The sequence below is a fragment of the Ruegeria sp. HKCCD7221 genome, assembly GCF_013031225.1.
In the GTDB taxonomy this organism is placed as follows: Bacteria; Pseudomonadota; Alphaproteobacteria; order Rhodobacterales; family Rhodobacteraceae; genus Ruegeria.
The window spans coordinates 419646-435028 of record NZ_WPZE01000002.1 but is presented as its reverse complement, the minus strand read 5'-3'; the positions used below and the strand labels follow the sequence as shown (position 1 = coordinate 435028).

Below are 15383 nucleotides of genomic sequence, written 5' to 3'. Positions count from 1 at the left end.
CTACCACCGGGTCAGCGCGTCTTCATCCTCGTCCTTGGCGGCCACCCAATCGGCCCCATCCGACGTGATTTCCTTTTTCCAAAACGGTGCGCGGGATTTCAGGTAGTCCATCAGAAATTCTGCAGCCTCGAACGCATCCTTGCGGTGCGGTGCGGCGGTTGCCACCATCATGATCCGATCCCCCGGAGCCAGTCGCCCGTGGCGGTGGATGACAAGGACATCACCCAGTGACCAGCGGCTTTGCGCCTCTTCCGCGATCTTGGTCAGGGCACGTTCGGTCATGCCGGGATAATGTTCAATCTCCATGACATCCAAATCGGCCGCAGCCAGATCACGGACAACGCCGGTAAATGTCACAATCGCCCCGTTTGCGGCATCACTCGCGGCAAAGGCGTTGGCTTCGGCCCCCAGATCAAACGCCTCTTCCTGAACCACGATACGCATGGATTAGCCGCCGGTCATGGGAGGGAAGAACGCGACTTCACGAACCCCGGCAAGCGGCGCGTCAAAGTCCGAAAGCTCCTGATCGAGCGCCACGCGCAGCGCCGATAGATCAGCAAAGGCTGCGGCATAGCGATCCTCGCGCGCGCTAAGTTCCGCGACCAGATCGGAAACGGTCGCGGCTTCGGTTTCCACCCGCTCTTTCGGCAGGCCAATGCGCTCGCGCACCCAGGCGAAATACAGCACGTCCATCGCTTAACTCTCCTTCAGATGGGGCATGGCTTTACGTAGGTAGTCGTAGCCCGTGATCAATGTCAGGGTCGCTGCGATCCACAACAGCCACAATCCGATCCGGCCCGACCAGAACATCCCTTCAAGGTGCCAGCGGATGTTGTTTACATCACCTACCTGTCCCGTAAGAACCTGATCAATGGTCGTAGGATCCATTCCGAACGTGGACATCACAAAGTTATGCTCGAATATCCCTTGCGAAAACAAGATAGCGATCGCAACCATCTGCGCGGTGGTCTTCCACTTGGCCAGCTTGGTCACTTTCAGCGTCCCCGCCACATCGCCCAGATATTCGCGCAGGCCCGAGACAAACACCTCGCGGAACAGGATCACGGTTGCGGGCAGTACTAGCCACGGCGTCCAGTGTTCGGTGGAATATCCAACAAGGATCATCAGCGCGATCACCACCATTGCTTTGTCAGCAATCGGGTCCAGCATTGCACCAATCTTGGTTTCCTGTTTCCACGCCCGCGCCAGATAGCCATCAAACCAGTCGGTGATTGCGGCAGACAGGAACAGGATCAGGGCAAACCAATCCGCATAGGGCCGGGTGAAATACAGAAACATCACGGCCAGACCGGGGGCCGCAAGCAGGCGAAGAACGGTCAGAATATTGGGCAAGTTCCACTTCATGACCTGACCCTACATCGCCGGTTCGGGACATAAAAGGTGGCCCATCGAGAATCTGCCCCGATCACAGGCAGTTGTGGCGCCCGGGGTCAAAGGGTCGCAACCCCGAATGCGCGGCTTGGCGCGCGGGGGCTTTGCGGTCAGATTGGCGCGCGGTCCAGACAGAGCAAAACATGACACAGCACATTCAAACCGATCCCCGATCCAACCTGATCGGCAGCGCGTGGATGATCGCCGCAATGGCGCTGTTCGCGCTAGAGGATGCGCTGATCAAGGTGGCCTCGGCGGCGATTCCGATTTGGCAGGTGCTGGTTCTGTTTGGCGCGGGCGGCGCGGTGATCTATGCGGCGGTGGCCCTACTTCGCGGCTCGCGGCTGTTTCAGGAAGATGTACTGTCGCGCCCCATGAAAGTACGTGTGGTGTTTGAAATTCTGGGGCGGCTGTTCTATGTGCTAGCCATCGCACTGACGCCGCTTTCATCCGCCACGGTGATCTTGCAAGCCACGCCTCTGGTCGTTGTCGCGGGGGCCGCGCTGGTCTTTGGCGAAACCGTCGGCTGGCGGAGGTGGAGCGCCATTCTGGTCGGCATGATCGGCGTCGTCATCATCATCCAACCGACCGGAGACAGCTTTTCGCCCCTGTCCATCCTTGCGGTGCTGGGGATGCTGGGGTTCGCGGGCCGTGATCTGGCCAGCCGCGCTGCGCCCGCCTCACTGGGGACCGAGGTGCTGGGTTTCTACGGTTTCCTCTGCATCATCATCGCCGGGCTGGCCTATCGGTTTTGGGAGGGGACACCGATACAGCCCCTTACCCCGCATGTCAGCCTGCACATGACAGGCGCAATCGTGATGGGCGTCTTGGCTTATGCCTCGCTGATGAAGGCGATGCGCACAGGCGAGGTCTCATCCGTCACGCCCTTCCGCTATTCCCGGCTGTTGTTCGGGATCGGGCTGGGCGTGGTCATGTTTGGTGAGCGGCTGGACCAGACCATGTGGATCGGGTCGGCGCTGATCGTGGCCTCGGGCCTCTATATCCTGTGGCGCGGACGGCGAGCCTAGCCCTTGTCATGGAAGAAATCATAGACCTTCTGCGCCAACCCGGCTGAGATCCCCTCAACCGCTTTCAAATCCGCCAGGTTGGCCCGGCTGACCGCCTTGGCGCTGCCGAAATGAGTTAGCAACGCGCGTTTACGCGCCGCCCCGACGCCGGGGATTTCGTCCAGAGGCGTCGCCCCCACCGCCTTGGCGCGTTTTGCACGGTGTGTTCCGATGGCAAAACGGTGCGCCTCGTCCCGCAGGCGCTGGATGAAATACAGCACCGGATCGTTGCGTTTCAGCGCAAAGGCGCGCTGGCCGATGCGGTGGAATTCCTCTTTCCCGTGGTCGCGGTCCACGCCCTTGGCAACGCCGACCATCGGGATGTCTTCGACGCCATGTTCGACCATGATTTCATGCACCGCGCTCACCTGACCCGCGCCACCGTCGATCAACAACAGGTCCGGCCAATGCCCCTTGTCGCGGTCGGGGTCTTCTTTCAACAGGCGGGTAAAGCGGCGGGTTAGGACCTCTTTCATCATGCCAAAGTCGTCGCCGGGGGTCAGATCATCCCCACGGATGTTGAACTTGCGATAGGCGTTTTTCATGAACCCTTCGGGGCCCGCCACGATCATACCGCCCACCGCATTGGTGCCCTGTATATGTGAGTTGTCGTAGACCTCGATCCGGCTTGGCGGGCTGTCCAGGTCAAACGCCTCGGCCACGCCGCGCAGCAGCTTGGCCTGTGTGGCACTTTCCGACATGCGGCGGGCAAGCGACTCACGCGCGTTACGCAGGGCACCGGCGACCAGTTCCTGTTTCTCACCACGCTGCGGCACGAGGATTTCCACCTTACGCCCGGCTTTCTCAGCCAGCGCTTGCTCCATCAGGTCAGCGTTTTCGATCCCGTCCGACAGGATCAACTGACGCGGCGGTTCCTTGTTGTCGTAGAACTGACCAAGGAACGCCTCCATCACCTCGGCTGGCGACACATCCGCCCCCACCCGAGGGTAAAAATCCTTGTTTCCCCAGTTCTGGTTGGCGCGGACAAAGAACACCTGCACACAAGCCTGCCCGCTCTCCATATAGAGGCCGATCACATCCGCCTCGGCCACGCCGCGCGGGTTGATGCCCTGGGACGTCTGCACCTGCGTCAGCGCCCGAATGCGGTCGCGCAGGCTGGCGGCACGTTCAAACTCCATCGCCTCGGAGGCGGCCATCATCTGTTCAGCCAGTTCTTCCTGCACCTTGGTCGACCGGCCCGACAGAAAGCGTTCGGCATCCTTGACGCTTTCGCCGTAATCGCTTTCCGAGATCAGCCCAACGCACGGCCCCGAACAGCGCTTGATCTGAAACAGCAGACAGGGCCGCGTGCGGCTATCGAACATGGAATCCGAGCAGTTGCGCAGCAAGAACGCCTTTTGCAACTGGTTCAGCGTCCGGTTAACGGCACCCGCACTGGCGAAGGGGCCAAAATAGGCGCCCTTTTCTTTCTTTGCCCCACGATGCTTCTTGATTTGCGGAAACCCATGATCCTTGGCGACCAGAATGTTCGGAAAACTCTTATCATCGCGCAGCAGCACATTGTATTTAGGCTTGAGCTGCTTGATCAGATTCTGTTCCAGCAGCAGCGCCTCGGTCTCGGTCCGCGTGGTCAGAAACATCATCGAGGCGGTCGCGGCGATCATCTTCTCGATCCGCCCCGAATGGCCGGGCCGCGTATAGTTCGACACCCGCGCCTTCAGGTTCCGCGCCTTGCCCACGTACAGAACCCGGCTGTCCGCATCCAACATCCTGTAAACGCCCGGAGAACTGTCCAGCGTTTTCACATAACGCTGTATACATTTGTATCCAGTGGCTCGGCCGTCGGGGTTCGATTCGTTCTGGGTGGTCATGAGTCCGAAATATGATTCCCTGACCATGGCTGCAATCTTAAGCGTCTCAATTCAAGAGAAAACAAATCCACGGTTTCTGTGGATAACTATGAAGATAAGTTTCCAAGGGTCTCGATTTTCCCTTGATTCATTAAGGATTCCTTGATTTGCACAAAAAATAGGCGCTATATTAACTACCTGTTTTTAAATGTAATTTTTTCATGCACATGGCAAGTGCATGAAAAAAAAGACAATTTTGTAACGCGCAAGTAACGGAAATGCGAGCGGTGCAAAACTTGAGGCAAAGATGCCTATTCAACCCCCAAAACATCCGGAGTTTGCCATCCAAGATGCTGCCCGCCATCGACGCATAGTAACTGCCCGGTCACGGCATGCGCGTCCAGAAAATATCCCAGCGCAGCGGTGATATCAGATGGGTTCGCGCCGCGTTCAAGCACGGTATTAGCGCGCTGCGCCTTGAAGTGATCTTCGCTTTGCCTGTGGCCCTGCATCGTCGGGCCGGGGCCGATCGCGTTGACGCGGATCGCGGGGGTTAGGGCCTGCGCCGCCGTGCGGGTCAGCGCCCAAAGACCCATCTTGGCAATGGTGTAGGACATGAACTCGGGCGTCAGTTTACGGACACGCATATCAACCATGTTGACGATCAGGCCAACTGCCACGGGTTCTCCCGCATCGTCGGTATCCGGTTCCAGATCCTGCTCTGCCATTGCCTGTGTCAGAACGAAGGGCGCGCGCAGATTACTGTCCAGATGCCGATCCCAGCTTTCGCGGGTCGCCGTATGGATGTTATCATATTCAAAGATCGAGGCGTTGTTGACCAAACAGGTAATTGGCCCGTCCAAAGCCTCAGCCGCGCGAGGCAAAAGCGTCTGAACCTGCGCCTCGTCCAGCAGGTCGGCCTGCAATGCGATGGCCTTGCGACCCATGGCCTGAACCTCGGATACAACTTCGGCGGCAGGATCGGCAGAAGTCGCGTAATGCACAGCAACATCATACCCGCGTTGGGCCAGATACAAAGCCATGGCTCGGCCAAGGCGGATTCCTGCACCGGTTACCAACGCTCGGGTCATACGTGTTCCCTCTTAATCAAGTCACGCCAACAAAGAGATGACGTAGACCGCATAGAGCAGAGTCAATAACAGTCCCCACCCACGCGTGATGTCTTTTTTGAAGAACACAAACGGGATCAGCAACAGCGACGCGCCCAACATGACCCACAGATCGAACCGCAGGAATTCCTGGTCAACCGGAATAGGCCCGACCAGTGTGGCGATGCCCACGATGGCCAGCAGGTTGAACATGTTCGAGCCGATCACATTGCCTAACGCAACGTCCGCCTGACGGCGCAGGGCGGCCATGACAGTCGTTGCCAATTCCGGCAGCGAGGTCCCGACCGCGACCAATGTCAGGCCGATGACGGTTTCGCTGACGCCATAGGTGCGCGCGATGACGGTCGCATTATCCACCAGCAGGTGCGCGCCCATCGGCAATCCGATCAGACCCAGAACCAAATAGATCGAGATCTTCCAATAAGGCATATCCGGGTCGGCTTCTTCCAGCCCGTCAAGCTCTTCATCGTCGGCGCAGGCTTCGCCGCAGGCCTTGCGGTGCGCGTGGGCCTCGCGGAACGCATTCCACAGAACAAGACCAAGCGCGGCCAGCAGGATCGCACCGCTGTACAAATTGAATATGCCACAGAAGGCCAGTCCGATGAAAAGAACCGAGGCCAGCAACATGAAGACATAGTTCTTGCGGCTGTCGCATTCACTGGTGTGCAGCGTCGCCAAAAGCGCAGGCAGACCCAGCACTAAAAGGATATTGGCCGTGTTCGACCCCACCACATTCCCCAGCGCGATCCCCGGCGCATTTTCCTTGATGGCGCTGATGGCAATCAGCAGTTCGGGGGCCGAGGTGCCAAAGGCCACGATTGTCAGACTGACGATCAGCGCGGGCACGCCCAGACGCAGGCTCAGGTTCACTGCACCACGCACCAGCGCATCACCCGCCAACAGCAGGATCAGCAGCCCGAGGCCGGAAAGCAGCCATGCCGTCATGTACGGCCTCCTTTTTCGCAGGCGCAAGGACCTTTGCCGATCCTGAACCGCCCGCAGCGCGGGCATCTTGAAGACTGCAACCTCTGCTGTCCCGGAAAGCGCAGTTTCCCGAACATGGCCAGGACACCCATAGCAATCAGAAAAAAGGTTACGATCTTGATAATCACGTTACAAACCGAAACGCGCGTAGGCCGCGCGCTCCTCAAGGCCGGCAATCGCATCCTGGGCGAGTGACGCCCCGAACCGAGACCACAGCGGTTTGCGAAGGCCGTATCGACGGAACTTTACCTTGTCGCCGAAACGCTCCTGCATCTTTGGCTTAAGATGGGCGATACCGTCGATCAGCCCCAATTCCCGCGCGCGCCGGGCTAACCAGACCTCGCCGGTGAACAGGTCCTCGTTCTCATCCAACTTTGCGCCCCGGCGGTTTTTTACATGGGTGATGAAATTGTCGTGAATATCGGCCAGCAATCTTTCGAGCCGCGCGACATCCTCTTTCTTTTCCGGAGAGAACGGGTCCAGCATGGACTTTGACTGCCCGGCCGTGTGGACACGACGTTCAATTCCCTGACGTTTCAGCAACACATGCGCCCCGAACCCGGACGAGATCACCCCGATCGAGCCAAGAACCGAACTGTCGTCTGCATAGATTTCATCGGCTGCCGCTGCCAGCCAGTACCCACCCGAGGCTGCAACATCCTCGACAAACGCAATGACCGGCACATTCAGTTCCTCGGACAAGCGCCGTATGCGGGCGCCAATCAACGAGCTTTGAACCGGTGATCCTCCGGGCGAATTGATCTCAAGCGCCACCGCCGAGGGCTTTCCCTTGCGAAAGGCTTTCTCAAGTACCGGGGCAAGCGAAGTATCGGACATCGACGCGCGGCCGGCCATTCCGATGGCACCGGACAATCGCACGACAGCGACGCTGGGTTGTTTTTTGAGAAACGGCAGGCTGAGTTTCATGGATGCCGATGTAGAGTGCAGCCAACCGGTAAACAAGGGACCGCTGGGGCCTAAAACGCGACGTGAACCAGATTCACACACATGACGGGCAAAAATGCAACGCCACGGATCGCCTAGCTGCGAATGCGCCAGCCTGTTTTGAAAATCCACCCGATGATGCCCAGACAGATGCCGGTGAACACCAAAATTGCCAAAAGGCTGAACCCAATGGGAACATCGGCAAGCCCATAGAAGGACCAGCGGAACCCGGAAATCAGATAAACCACCGGATTGAACAGGGTGATTGTCTGCCACACTGGAGGCAGCATCGAAATCGAATAGAACGTACCACCCAGAAAGATAAGAGGCGTCACCACCAATTGTGGGACCAGTGACATCTGTTCAAAATTGCTGGCCCAGATGCCTATTATGAACCCCAGCAGCGAAAAGCTGAGACAGGTCAGAACCAGAAACCACACCATCGCAAAAGGGTGTTCGATCCTTAGATCCACAAAGAACGTGGCGGTAATCAGGATCACCACCCCCACGAACAGCGCCTTTGTCGCGGCGGCTCCGACGTAGCCGATCACAATCTCGATAAAGTTCACGGGGGCGGATAGCAGTTCGTATATCGTGCCTAGAAACTTGGGAAAATAAATCCCAAAGGACGCGTTCGAGATCGACAGCATCACTACCGACAGCATGATAAGCCCCGGTACGATGAACGCACCATAAGATACGCCCTCGATCTCTTGGATACGGCTGCCGATTGCGGTGCCAAAAACCACGAAATACAACGAAGTCGACAGGACCGGAGACAGAAAGCTCTGCGCCAGTGTTCGAAAGAACCGGGCCATTTCGAACCGGTAGATGGCGGCGACGGCGGACCAGTTCATGCGGGGGCTCCGGACACTAGATTAACAAAAATTTCCTCAAGGCTCGACTGACGGGTCTGTACATCGCGCAACACCAACCCCGCCTGGGCCACGTCATTCAGCAAGGTGGTGATGCCTGTCCGGTCGGCGTGGATATCATAAGTATAGATCAGCACATCACCGTTTCCGTTCAAAGTCAGGTTGTGCTCGGCCAGGGCTTTGGGAATGGATTGAATGGGTTCTGTCAGCATGACCTCGATCTGCTTCTTGCCCATCTGGGCCATAAGCGTGTTCTTGTCCTGAACCAGCAGCAATTCACCCTTGTCGATGACCCCCACGCGGTCAGCGATGGCCTCGGCTTCTTCAATGTAATGCGTGGTCAGAATGATGGTGACGCCTGCCTGTTTCAGCTCGGCCACGATCTCCCACATGTCTTTGCGCAGCTCAACATCAACACCGGCTGTGGGCTCGTCCAGAAACAACACCCGCGGTTCATGCGCCAGTGCCTTGGCGATCAGAACGCGGCGCTTCATGCCGCCTGACAATTCCTTGATCGCGTTCTTGCGCTTGTTCCACAAGGACAGCTTGCGCAGGATTTCCTCGATCCGAGAATTGTCAGCACCATACCCGAACAACCCGCGCGAAAACCGCACCGTATTCCAAACTTTCTCGAACGGCTCCAATGCAATCTCTTGCGGAACCAGCCCAATCATTCGACGGGCGGCCCGAAAATCGGTCTGGATATCATGCCCGCCTACCGTCACCGACCCGGAAGTCGGGGTCGTGATCCCGCAAACGGTTGAAATCAGGGTCGTCTTGCCCGCTCCGTTTGGCCCCAGCAGCGCAAGAATCTCACCTTCTTCAATATCCAATGAGACGCCCTTCAGCGCCTCGAAACCGTCGGCATAGGATTTGCGCAAGTCCCTGATGGACAGAATTGGTGTCATTCACTTTCCCCGTTCTGGCGGGGACATTACCCCGGCGAACCGACACAGAACAGGCCCATTTCGCACAGGGTCCTGCGCATTTTTGTACGCGCCAACAGCCTCAAGCGGGTCCGGCATTGCGCAATTCGGCTATTCGCTTCTGGATCAACTCAACGTGCAGCCGGGCGTCGTATTGCCCCTGCCGATAAGCAGCCGGCAACCGCAGCGCAGCCAGACGCTCATCCAGTTCACTCAAATGCGCCTGCATCATGTCCAACTCGGCGTCGCTTGGGTCATTGGCCAATTCCAGCTCGATATCGCGGATTTCGGGGTAATGCTGCCAAACGCGCCAGCGCATCGCATAAGCATAGGCGAAGGGCAGCAACCGCATCAGCGGAACCACGATAAAGAAAAACGGCAGCAACAACAGCAATACCCGGTTGATCTGCGCGGCAATCCAATAAGGCAGCCAGTTGTGCCAGGTGGACGGGCCATCAAGGATCAATTGGCGCGCGGTATTGCTGACATTCAGGCCGGTGCCGTCAATGTTCGGGAAAACGCCCGGGTCCGAGATAATGCCCCTTGCCTGGTGCAACTCGATCGCTGCCATTGTCAGACGGTTGACCAAAGCCGGATGCAGATCGGGTCGCACGACCAACCGTGCCTCGATCGCGACCAACTCAACAGCGCGTGGCGGCAGCACAGGGTCCAAAGACATTCCCCCGGCCGGCACCGATACCACCGTCGCATAGGTCAGGCGTCTGGAAATTGCCTGTACATGGGCCAGGTCCAACACCCGCAGCCCCGGAGATTCATAGGCCGCCTTGAGATAGGGCGCTTCTATCGGGGCCACATAGACTGCGATATCCAGTTCACCCGCAAGCAGGGCAGCCGCAGCTTCGGCATAAGGTATTGAGAAATGTTCGTTTGCGTCCTCGGCCAGCCCCACGGCCCGTTCAAGATCACGAAACGCCGCCGCCGTTCCTGACCCGGGTGCACCGCTGTTGATCCGCAAACCGGACCAAAGGGCAGGATTGCGCGGGATGGCCGCGTCTTTGTTCACCAGAAAAACAACAGGCTCAAAGAATACGGCACCGACAGCTTCGGCTCTGTTTGGGTCAACCTTGATTCCACCTTGCAGAAAAGCGGCATCCACCTCGCCATTATTCAGCAGATCAGCATTCTCTACTGATCCGGCCGTTTCGAGTATTTCAAGCCGGATGCCATCCCGCGCCAATATGTCTGCATAGTCCTGCGCTACGGTTTCATAGGCCCCACCCGCGGGACCCGCAGCCAATACGATGGTTCCAGGGGGATGCAGGCGCGACAGAACACCGGCGAGAACCGCCAGCGCAAGAACGCTCCCGAAAAGGATCCACAACCGCATCCGAGCCTCTCTCCAATCCCCGCTGGAAACGCTAGTGGTCACGTAACCATCTTGCAAGCCATCAGAATCCGGCCTTGCAATTCCCGCAAAGCCTCGAAACCCTGCCTGAAAAGGAGGGCCACAATGCTGAACGGAATCCGGATCATCGAAGTCGAGGGCTTGGGCCCCGGCCCGTTCGCGGCCATGATGCTGGCCGACCTGGGCGCAGATGTCATAACCATCCATCGCAAGGGCCAGCCCACCACCCCCGGAATGCCTGAGAGTTCCGTGCTGGATCGCGGCAAACGGTCCATAGACCTGAACCTCAAGGATGACGCCGATCTTGAGATCGCCTTGCGCCTGATTTCGTCAGCCGACGCACTGATCGAAGGCTACCGCCCCGGCGTGATGGAAAAACTCGGCCTCGGACCCGAAACCTGCCACTCCCTCAACCCCAAACTGGTCTATGGCCGCATGACGGGCTGGGGGCAGGACAGCCCCCTTTCGGACAGGGCGGGCCACGACCTGAACTATATCGCGATGTCCGGCGCGCTCTGGTACGCCTCGGCAGCAGGGCAACCCCCACAGACACCGGCAACATTGGTGGGCGATATCGGGGGCGGCGCGATGTACCTTGTCGCAGGCATAATGGCTGGCCTGATCAATGCACAGCGCACAGGTCAGGGTACCGTCGTCGATGCCGCCATCTATGACGGCTCGGCGCATATGATGAACCTGCTCATGAGCATGCGTCAAACCGGCAACCTGTCGGAAACACGCGGCCAAAGCCTGCTGGACGGCCCTCATTGGAGCCGCACCTATACCTGCGCCGACGGCGGGTTCATCACCGTGCAATGCCTCGAGCCAAAATTCTACGCTGAGTTCCTCAACAAACTGAGCCTGTCACAGGATCCTGACTTCAAAAATCAATATGACCCAAAACTCTGGCCACTGCTCACCGCGCGCCTGACTGAAATCTTCGCTCAACACCCGCGCAATCATTGGGCGATGCTTTTCTACGACACCGACGCCTGCGTCGCCCCCGCGCTTAGCCCCGAACAGGCACATTCCCATCCCATGAACAACGCGCGCCAGACATGGCAGAACATCGACGGAACCCTCCAGGCCGCCGCCGCGCCGCGCTTTTCAAACCACGCATGGCAACCTAAGCCCAGCCCATTGCGCGGCGAACACCGCTCGGAAATTCTGGACGAACTCAACCCAAAGCGCTGATCCGCCCCTTCATCTGGCTATAAATATCCCGGGGGATGAATTGGCCGCTGGCCAAGAAGGGGGCTGGCCCCCTTCCACCAGCTTACCGCGATCGCACAGTATCAATCATCAATTGCACGTTCTCGGGGTCGGCATCCGGCGTGATCCCATGCCCAAGGTTGAAAATATGCGGTCCCTTTGAAAACGCCTCAACGATCTTGCGCGTTTCATCCACCAAAGCCTGCCCACCCGTCACCATATGGGACGAGGCCAGATTGCCTTGAACACAGCCATCCACCTGCACGTGGGCCGCCGCCCAATCCGGCGCGACCGAGTTATCCAGCGCCACACAATCCACTCCGGTCGCCTTCGCAAACCCGACATAGCCTTCACCGGCCTCACGCGGGAAACCGATCACCGGAATGCCGGGATGGCGCGCCTTGATGGCCTGAGTGATGACCCGGCACGGCTCAACGGCGTATTTCTGGAACGCGTCCCCCTTCAACGACCCGGCCCAGCTGTCAAAGATCTTGACCACCTCGGCCCCTGCCTCGATCTGGGCCGAGAGGTATTCGATCGTCGCCAGCGTGATCCGCTCCAGCAACGCCTCGAACAATGCCACATTCCCTTCGCGCAGCGCATGGGCCGGGCCCTGATCCGGCGTGCCGCGCCCGGCGATCATATAGGTCGCCACCGTCCAGGGCGCGCCTGCAAACCCGATCAACGTTGTCTCGGACGGCAATTCCCGCGACAGGATACGCACGGTCTCATAGACTGGAGACAAAGTCTCGTGAATCGCATCCATGGGCTTCAAAGCGTCGAATTCGGCCTGCTGTGTGATGGTCGACAGGCGCGGTCCCTCGCCGGTCACGAACCACAAATCCGCGCCCAGCGCCTGCGGTACCAGCAGGATATCGGCAAACAAGATCGCCGCATCGAACCCATAGCGGCGAATTGGTTGCAACGTTACCTCGGCCGCCAGTTCGGGGTTATAACACAGCGACAGGAAATCCCCTGCCTGCGCCCGTGTCGCGCGATATTCGGGCAGATACCGCCCGGCCTGACGCATCATCCAGATCGGCGGCACATCCTGCACCTCACCCGCCAGCGCCCGCAGCAGTTTCTTTGTTTCGGCCATGTCTGCCCCCAATCATCAGGTTTGCGCCACGGGTCGGCCCTCAGTGGCAATTTGTCAAGCTCTGCCCCCATTGTCAGGGCAATGTGACGCGACTAAAGCTGTGCGCATGACACTGACCCTGCCCTCCCCCGACTCGCCGCTCAAGATCGGTACCAGAGGATCACCTCTGGCGCTGGCACAAGCCTATGAGACACGGCAGCGACTGGGCGCGGCTTTCGACTTGCCGGATGAAGCGTTCGAGATCGTGGTGATCAAGACCACCGGCGACAACCGCGCCATGATCGACGCGGATCGCCCGTTGAAAGAGATCGGCAACAAGGGCCTGTTCACCAAAGAGATCGAGGAGGCGATGCTGCGCGGCGATATCGACATCGCGGTGCATTCCACCAAGGATATGCCAGTGGAACAGCCCGCAGGTCTGGTGCTGGACACCTTCCTGCCGCGTGAAGATGTGCGCGACGCGTTCATCTCGCCCAGCCTGACAACCATTCACGACCTGCCGCAGGGTGCCACCGTCGGCACCTCATCCCTGCGCCGACGGGCGCAGTTGCTGAACCGCCGCCCCGACCTGAACGTGGTTGAATTTCGCGGCAATGTGCAAACGCGGCTGAAGAAACTGGCCGATGGCGTGGCGGATTGCACCTTTCTGGCCATGGCCGGTATCCGCCGCCTGAAAATGGACGACGTCCCTGCCACCGCCATTGCGCCCGAGGACATGCTGCCTGCCATTGCGCAGGGCACTATCGGTATCGAACGCCGCAGCGACGATTCCCGCGCAGCTTGTATGCTCGAAGCCATCCACCACGCCGAAACCGGCCAGCGCCTGATCGCAGAGCGCACGCTACTGGCTGCGCTGGACGGTTCGTGCGAGACGCCGATCGCTGGCCTTGCCGAAATACAGGACGGCCACCTGCGCCTGCGAGGTGAGGTTCTGCGCCCGGACGGGTCCGAGGCCATCTCGGAAGACATCACCGGTGCGGTTGCCGATGGGCCCGAGATGGGCCACGCCATGGCGGAAACGCTGCTGCAGAAGGCGGGTTCAGGCTTCTTCGACTGGAGAAGTTGAGAAAAAGTTGCGCAATGTGAACTACTTCACTGCTCGCATTTCCAAACGCTGACAAGATACAGATACACCGATTGAGACGTCGGGCTGCTCTCGAAAAAGTCGAAAGTTTGCAAGTCTGTCCGTATTTTTAAGTGGTATTCGAGGGGGCGAGGTGCAGCCCCGGACATCCAATCAGTCAGGACCGCTGTCATCAACTGGCAGCGGCCCGTTTCTTTGCCCAGACTAAATCCGTTTAGGCATTGGCAATTATCTGGACCGCTTTTTCAACCGCGTGCTTAGTCTGTTGCAGGTCCGCTTCCGTCACAGCCAAGGAAGGATAAAGCTTGCCCGGCGACTTGAATATCCCGCTCGCCCTTAAGCTGTTGTTGTAAATCACGTTACGATGCGGATCATCATGCTTGGTGCTGCGGTAATCGCGGCAATCGTTTTCCGTGAAGAAGATATCGAACAACGTCTCGTCGCCACAAATCCGAAACGGAATCCCGGCTTTGACCAAGGCAGTACCCTGCATCTGTTGCAACGCTGCACCCGTTGCGCGCAGTTGGTCATAGACGCCGTCGCGCCGAAGAACCTCCATCGTTTTCAGGCCCGCGACCGAGGCCACCGGGTTTCCCGACAAGGTCCCAAGCTGCATCAGCCACCCGTCCTCGCCAACCTGATCCTTGTCGAAATGTTTCATGATCTCGGCGCTTGCACCCAGCGCAGCCAAAGGGAACCCTCCGCCGATGATCTTGCCCAGCGTGCAGATATCGGGTGTCACACCGTACTTCTCCTGCGCGCCGCCATAGGCCAAGCGAAACCCCGTGACGATCTCGTCAAAGATCAGCAGGACGTTGTGCTTGTCGCACAAGTCACGCAGCCCTTGCAGGTATCCGGGCAAGGGCGGGATGATCCGCTGCAAGGGTTCGACCATGATCGCTGCGATGTCGTCATGTTCATTCAGCAGGGCCGCGACGGCCTCAAGGTCGTTGAACGGCGCAATCAGCATCTGCTCGGCCACCCCCGCAGGTATCCCGGCGCTGTCAGGCACCGCTTGCGGAAAGTTGACCCGACGGCTGGGGGCAAGGCTCATCTGCGCCTCGGCGCTCATGCCATGATAGCCCCCTTCAAATTTCAGAATCTTGTCACGCCCGGTATAGGCGCGGGCCAGACGGATGGCGTACATGTCGGCCTCGCCACCCGAGGCCACAAAACGCACCTGTTCGCAGCACGGCACCGCATCGACAATAGCCTCAGCCAGTTCGATACCCTTGGCGTTATTGGCAAAGAAGGTCATGCCCTTGGGCAGTTGTTCCAGTACCGCTTCCATCACTTCGGGGTGGCCGTGGCCCAGCAGCATCGGGCCGGATCCGATCAGATAGTCGATATATTCATTGCCGTCCTCATCCCAGACGCGGCTGCCCTCGCCACGTGCGATAATGATGCCGGGGTCGAAATTGCCAAAACCCCCAGCGGGCAAGACCTCATTTGCACGGGCGATCCATTCGGATTGGGTGTTGATCTTGAGCAT

General features: G+C 58.8%; 15 protein-coding genes. 3 read left to right on the top strand and 12 right to left on the bottom strand.

Going from position 1 to position 15383, the window contains the following annotated elements; translation table 11 throughout:
• The 3 genes from GOX73_RS07765 to pgsA are packed head-to-tail and all read right to left on the bottom strand — an operon-like array spanning position 1 to position 1365.
• On the bottom strand, positions 1 to 444 hold the full coding sequence (locus GOX73_RS07765; protein ID WP_171124299.1) for a molybdenum cofactor biosynthesis protein MoaE: 444 nt from the start codon (positions 442 to 444) through the stop codon (positions 1 to 3).
• 3 nt (positions 445 to 447) lie between these two features.
• On the bottom strand, positions 448 to 693 hold the full coding sequence (moaD, locus tag GOX73_RS07760; protein ID WP_142635267.1) for a molybdopterin converting factor subunit 1: 246 nt from the start codon (positions 691 to 693) through the stop codon (positions 448 to 450).
• 3 nt (positions 694 to 696) lie between these two features.
• On the bottom strand, positions 697 to 1365 hold the full coding sequence (gene pgsA / locus GOX73_RS07755; protein WP_171122753.1) for a CDP-diacylglycerol--glycerol-3-phosphate 3-phosphatidyltransferase: 669 nt from the start codon (positions 1363 to 1365) through the stop codon (positions 697 to 699).
• A gap of 170 nt (positions 1366 to 1535) precedes the next feature.
• On the opposite strand from pgsA, the gene GOX73_RS07750 reads away from it, so the two are divergent.
• Complete coding sequence (locus tag GOX73_RS07750; RefSeq protein WP_171124296.1) at positions 1536 to 2420, top strand: DMT family transporter; 885 nt, start codon at positions 1536 to 1538, stop codon at positions 2418 to 2420.
• On the opposite strand, the gene uvrC is transcribed toward GOX73_RS07750, so the two are convergent.
• The 7 genes from uvrC to GOX73_RS07715 form a co-directional block, all read right to left on the bottom strand.
• The gene (gene uvrC, locus GOX73_RS07745) at positions 2417 to 4291 is read right to left on the bottom strand and encodes an excinuclease ABC subunit UvrC (protein WP_171124294.1); all 1875 of its coding nucleotides are present in this window, start codon (positions 4289 to 4291) and stop codon (positions 2417 to 2419) included. The genes GOX73_RS07750 and uvrC overlap by 4 nt on opposite strands.
• A 290-nt stretch (positions 4292 to 4581) precedes the next feature.
• Positions 4582 to 5361 carry an SDR family oxidoreductase gene (locus tag GOX73_RS07740; protein ID WP_171124293.1) on the bottom strand — a complete coding sequence of 260 codons (780 nt, stop codon included), beginning with the start codon at positions 5359 to 5361 and terminating at the stop codon, positions 4582 to 4584.
• 21 nt (positions 5362 to 5382) lie between these two features.
• Positions 5383 to 6345, bottom strand: coding sequence for a calcium/sodium antiporter (locus tag GOX73_RS07735; RefSeq protein WP_171122759.1), 963 nt, complete (start codon positions 6343 to 6345; stop codon positions 5383 to 5385).
• A 168-nt stretch (positions 6346 to 6513) separates the two neighbouring features.
• A complete protein-coding gene (locus GOX73_RS07730) occupies positions 6514 to 7311 on the bottom strand; it encodes a S49 family peptidase (protein ID WP_171124291.1) in 798 nt (265 codons plus the stop codon).
• Positions 7312 to 7424: 113 nt separating this feature from the next.
• On the bottom strand, positions 7425 to 8186 hold the full coding sequence (locus GOX73_RS07725) for an ABC transporter permease (RefSeq protein ID WP_171124289.1): 762 nt from the start codon (positions 8184 to 8186) through the stop codon (positions 7425 to 7427).
• Complete coding sequence (locus GOX73_RS07720) at positions 8183 to 9112, bottom strand: ABC transporter ATP-binding protein (protein WP_171124287.1); 930 nt, start codon at positions 9110 to 9112, stop codon at positions 8183 to 8185. Before GOX73_RS07720 ends, GOX73_RS07725 begins: the two co-directional genes overlap by 4 nt.
• 100 nt (positions 9113 to 9212) lie before the next feature.
• A complete protein-coding gene (locus GOX73_RS07715; RefSeq protein ID WP_171124285.1) occupies positions 9213 to 10478 on the bottom strand; it encodes a TAXI family TRAP transporter solute-binding subunit in 1266 nt (421 codons plus the stop codon).
• Positions 10479 to 10601: 123 nt separating this feature from the next.
• Between GOX73_RS07715 and GOX73_RS07710 the strand changes: the two genes are divergently transcribed.
• Entirely contained in the window at positions 10602 to 11690 is a 1089-nt protein-coding gene (locus GOX73_RS07710; RefSeq protein ID WP_171124282.1) for a CaiB/BaiF CoA-transferase family protein, read from the top strand.
• Between the two features lie 82 nt (positions 11691 to 11772).
• Here the strand turns inward: GOX73_RS07710 and hemE are convergent, their stop codons facing one another.
• Complete coding sequence (gene hemE, locus GOX73_RS07705; RefSeq protein ID WP_171124280.1) at positions 11773 to 12807, bottom strand: uroporphyrinogen decarboxylase; 1035 nt, start codon at positions 12805 to 12807, stop codon at positions 11773 to 11775.
• A 106-nt stretch (positions 12808 to 12913) separates the two neighbouring features.
• Here hemE and hemC point away from each other — a divergent pair, with 106 nt between their 5' ends.
• Positions 12914 to 13873, top strand: coding sequence for a hydroxymethylbilane synthase (hemC, locus tag GOX73_RS07700; RefSeq protein WP_171124278.1), 960 nt, complete (start codon positions 12914 to 12916; stop codon positions 13871 to 13873).
• A gap of 232 nt (positions 13874 to 14105) precedes the next feature.
• Here the strand turns inward: hemC and GOX73_RS07695 are convergent, their stop codons facing one another.
• On the bottom strand, positions 14106 to 15383 hold the full coding sequence (locus GOX73_RS07695) for an aspartate aminotransferase family protein (RefSeq protein WP_171124276.1): 1278 nt from the start codon (positions 15381 to 15383) through the stop codon (positions 14106 to 14108).

Excerpts from the sequence above, each read along its gene's own strand:
- GOX73_RS07730 (WP_171124291.1), bottom strand. The coding sequence starts at position 7,311 with ATGAAACTCAGCCTGCCGTTTCTCAAAAAACAACCCAGCGTCGCTGTC.
- hemE (WP_171124280.1), bottom strand. The coding sequence starts at position 12,807 with ATGGCCGAAACAAAGAAACTGCTGCGGGCGCTGGCGGGTGAGGTGCAG.
- GOX73_RS07750 (WP_171124296.1), top strand. The coding sequence starts at position 1,536 with ATGACACAGCACATTCAAACCGATCCCCGATCCAACCTGATCGGCAGC.
- GOX73_RS07735 (WP_171122759.1), bottom strand. The coding sequence starts at position 6,345 with ATGACGGCATGGCTGCTTTCCGGCCTCGGGCTGCTGATCCTGCTGTTG.
- moaD (WP_142635267.1), bottom strand. The coding sequence starts at position 693 with ATGGACGTGCTGTATTTCGCCTGGGTGCGCGAGCGCATTGGCCTGCCG.
- GOX73_RS07740 (WP_171124293.1), bottom strand. The coding sequence starts at position 5,361 with ATGACCCGAGCGTTGGTAACCGGTGCAGGAATCCGCCTTGGCCGAGCC.
- GOX73_RS07710 (WP_171124282.1), top strand. The coding sequence starts at position 10,602 with ATGCTGAACGGAATCCGGATCATCGAAGTCGAGGGCTTGGGCCCCGGC.
- hemC (WP_171124278.1), top strand. The coding sequence starts at position 12,914 with ATGACACTGACCCTGCCCTCCCCCGACTCGCCGCTCAAGATCGGTACC.
- GOX73_RS07720 (WP_171124287.1), bottom strand. The coding sequence starts at position 9,112 with ATGACACCAATTCTGTCCATCAGGGACTTGCGCAAATCCTATGCCGAC.
- GOX73_RS07695 (WP_171124276.1), bottom strand. The coding sequence starts at position 15,383 with ATGCTCAAGATCAACACCCAATCCGAATGGATCGCCCGTGCAAATGAG.
- uvrC (WP_171124294.1), bottom strand. The coding sequence starts at position 4,291 with ATGACCACCCAGAACGAATCGAACCCCGACGGCCGAGCCACTGGATAC.
- pgsA (WP_171122753.1), bottom strand. The coding sequence starts at position 1,365 with ATGAAGTGGAACTTGCCCAATATTCTGACCGTTCTTCGCCTGCTTGCG.
- GOX73_RS07765 (WP_171124299.1), bottom strand. The coding sequence starts at position 444 with ATGCGTATCGTGGTTCAGGAAGAGGCGTTTGATCTGGGGGCCGAAGCC.
- GOX73_RS07715 (WP_171124285.1), bottom strand. The coding sequence starts at position 10,478 with ATGCGGTTGTGGATCCTTTTCGGGAGCGTTCTTGCGCTGGCGGTTCTC.
- GOX73_RS07725 (WP_171124289.1), bottom strand. The coding sequence starts at position 8,186 with ATGAACTGGTCCGCCGTCGCCGCCATCTACCGGTTCGAAATGGCCCGG.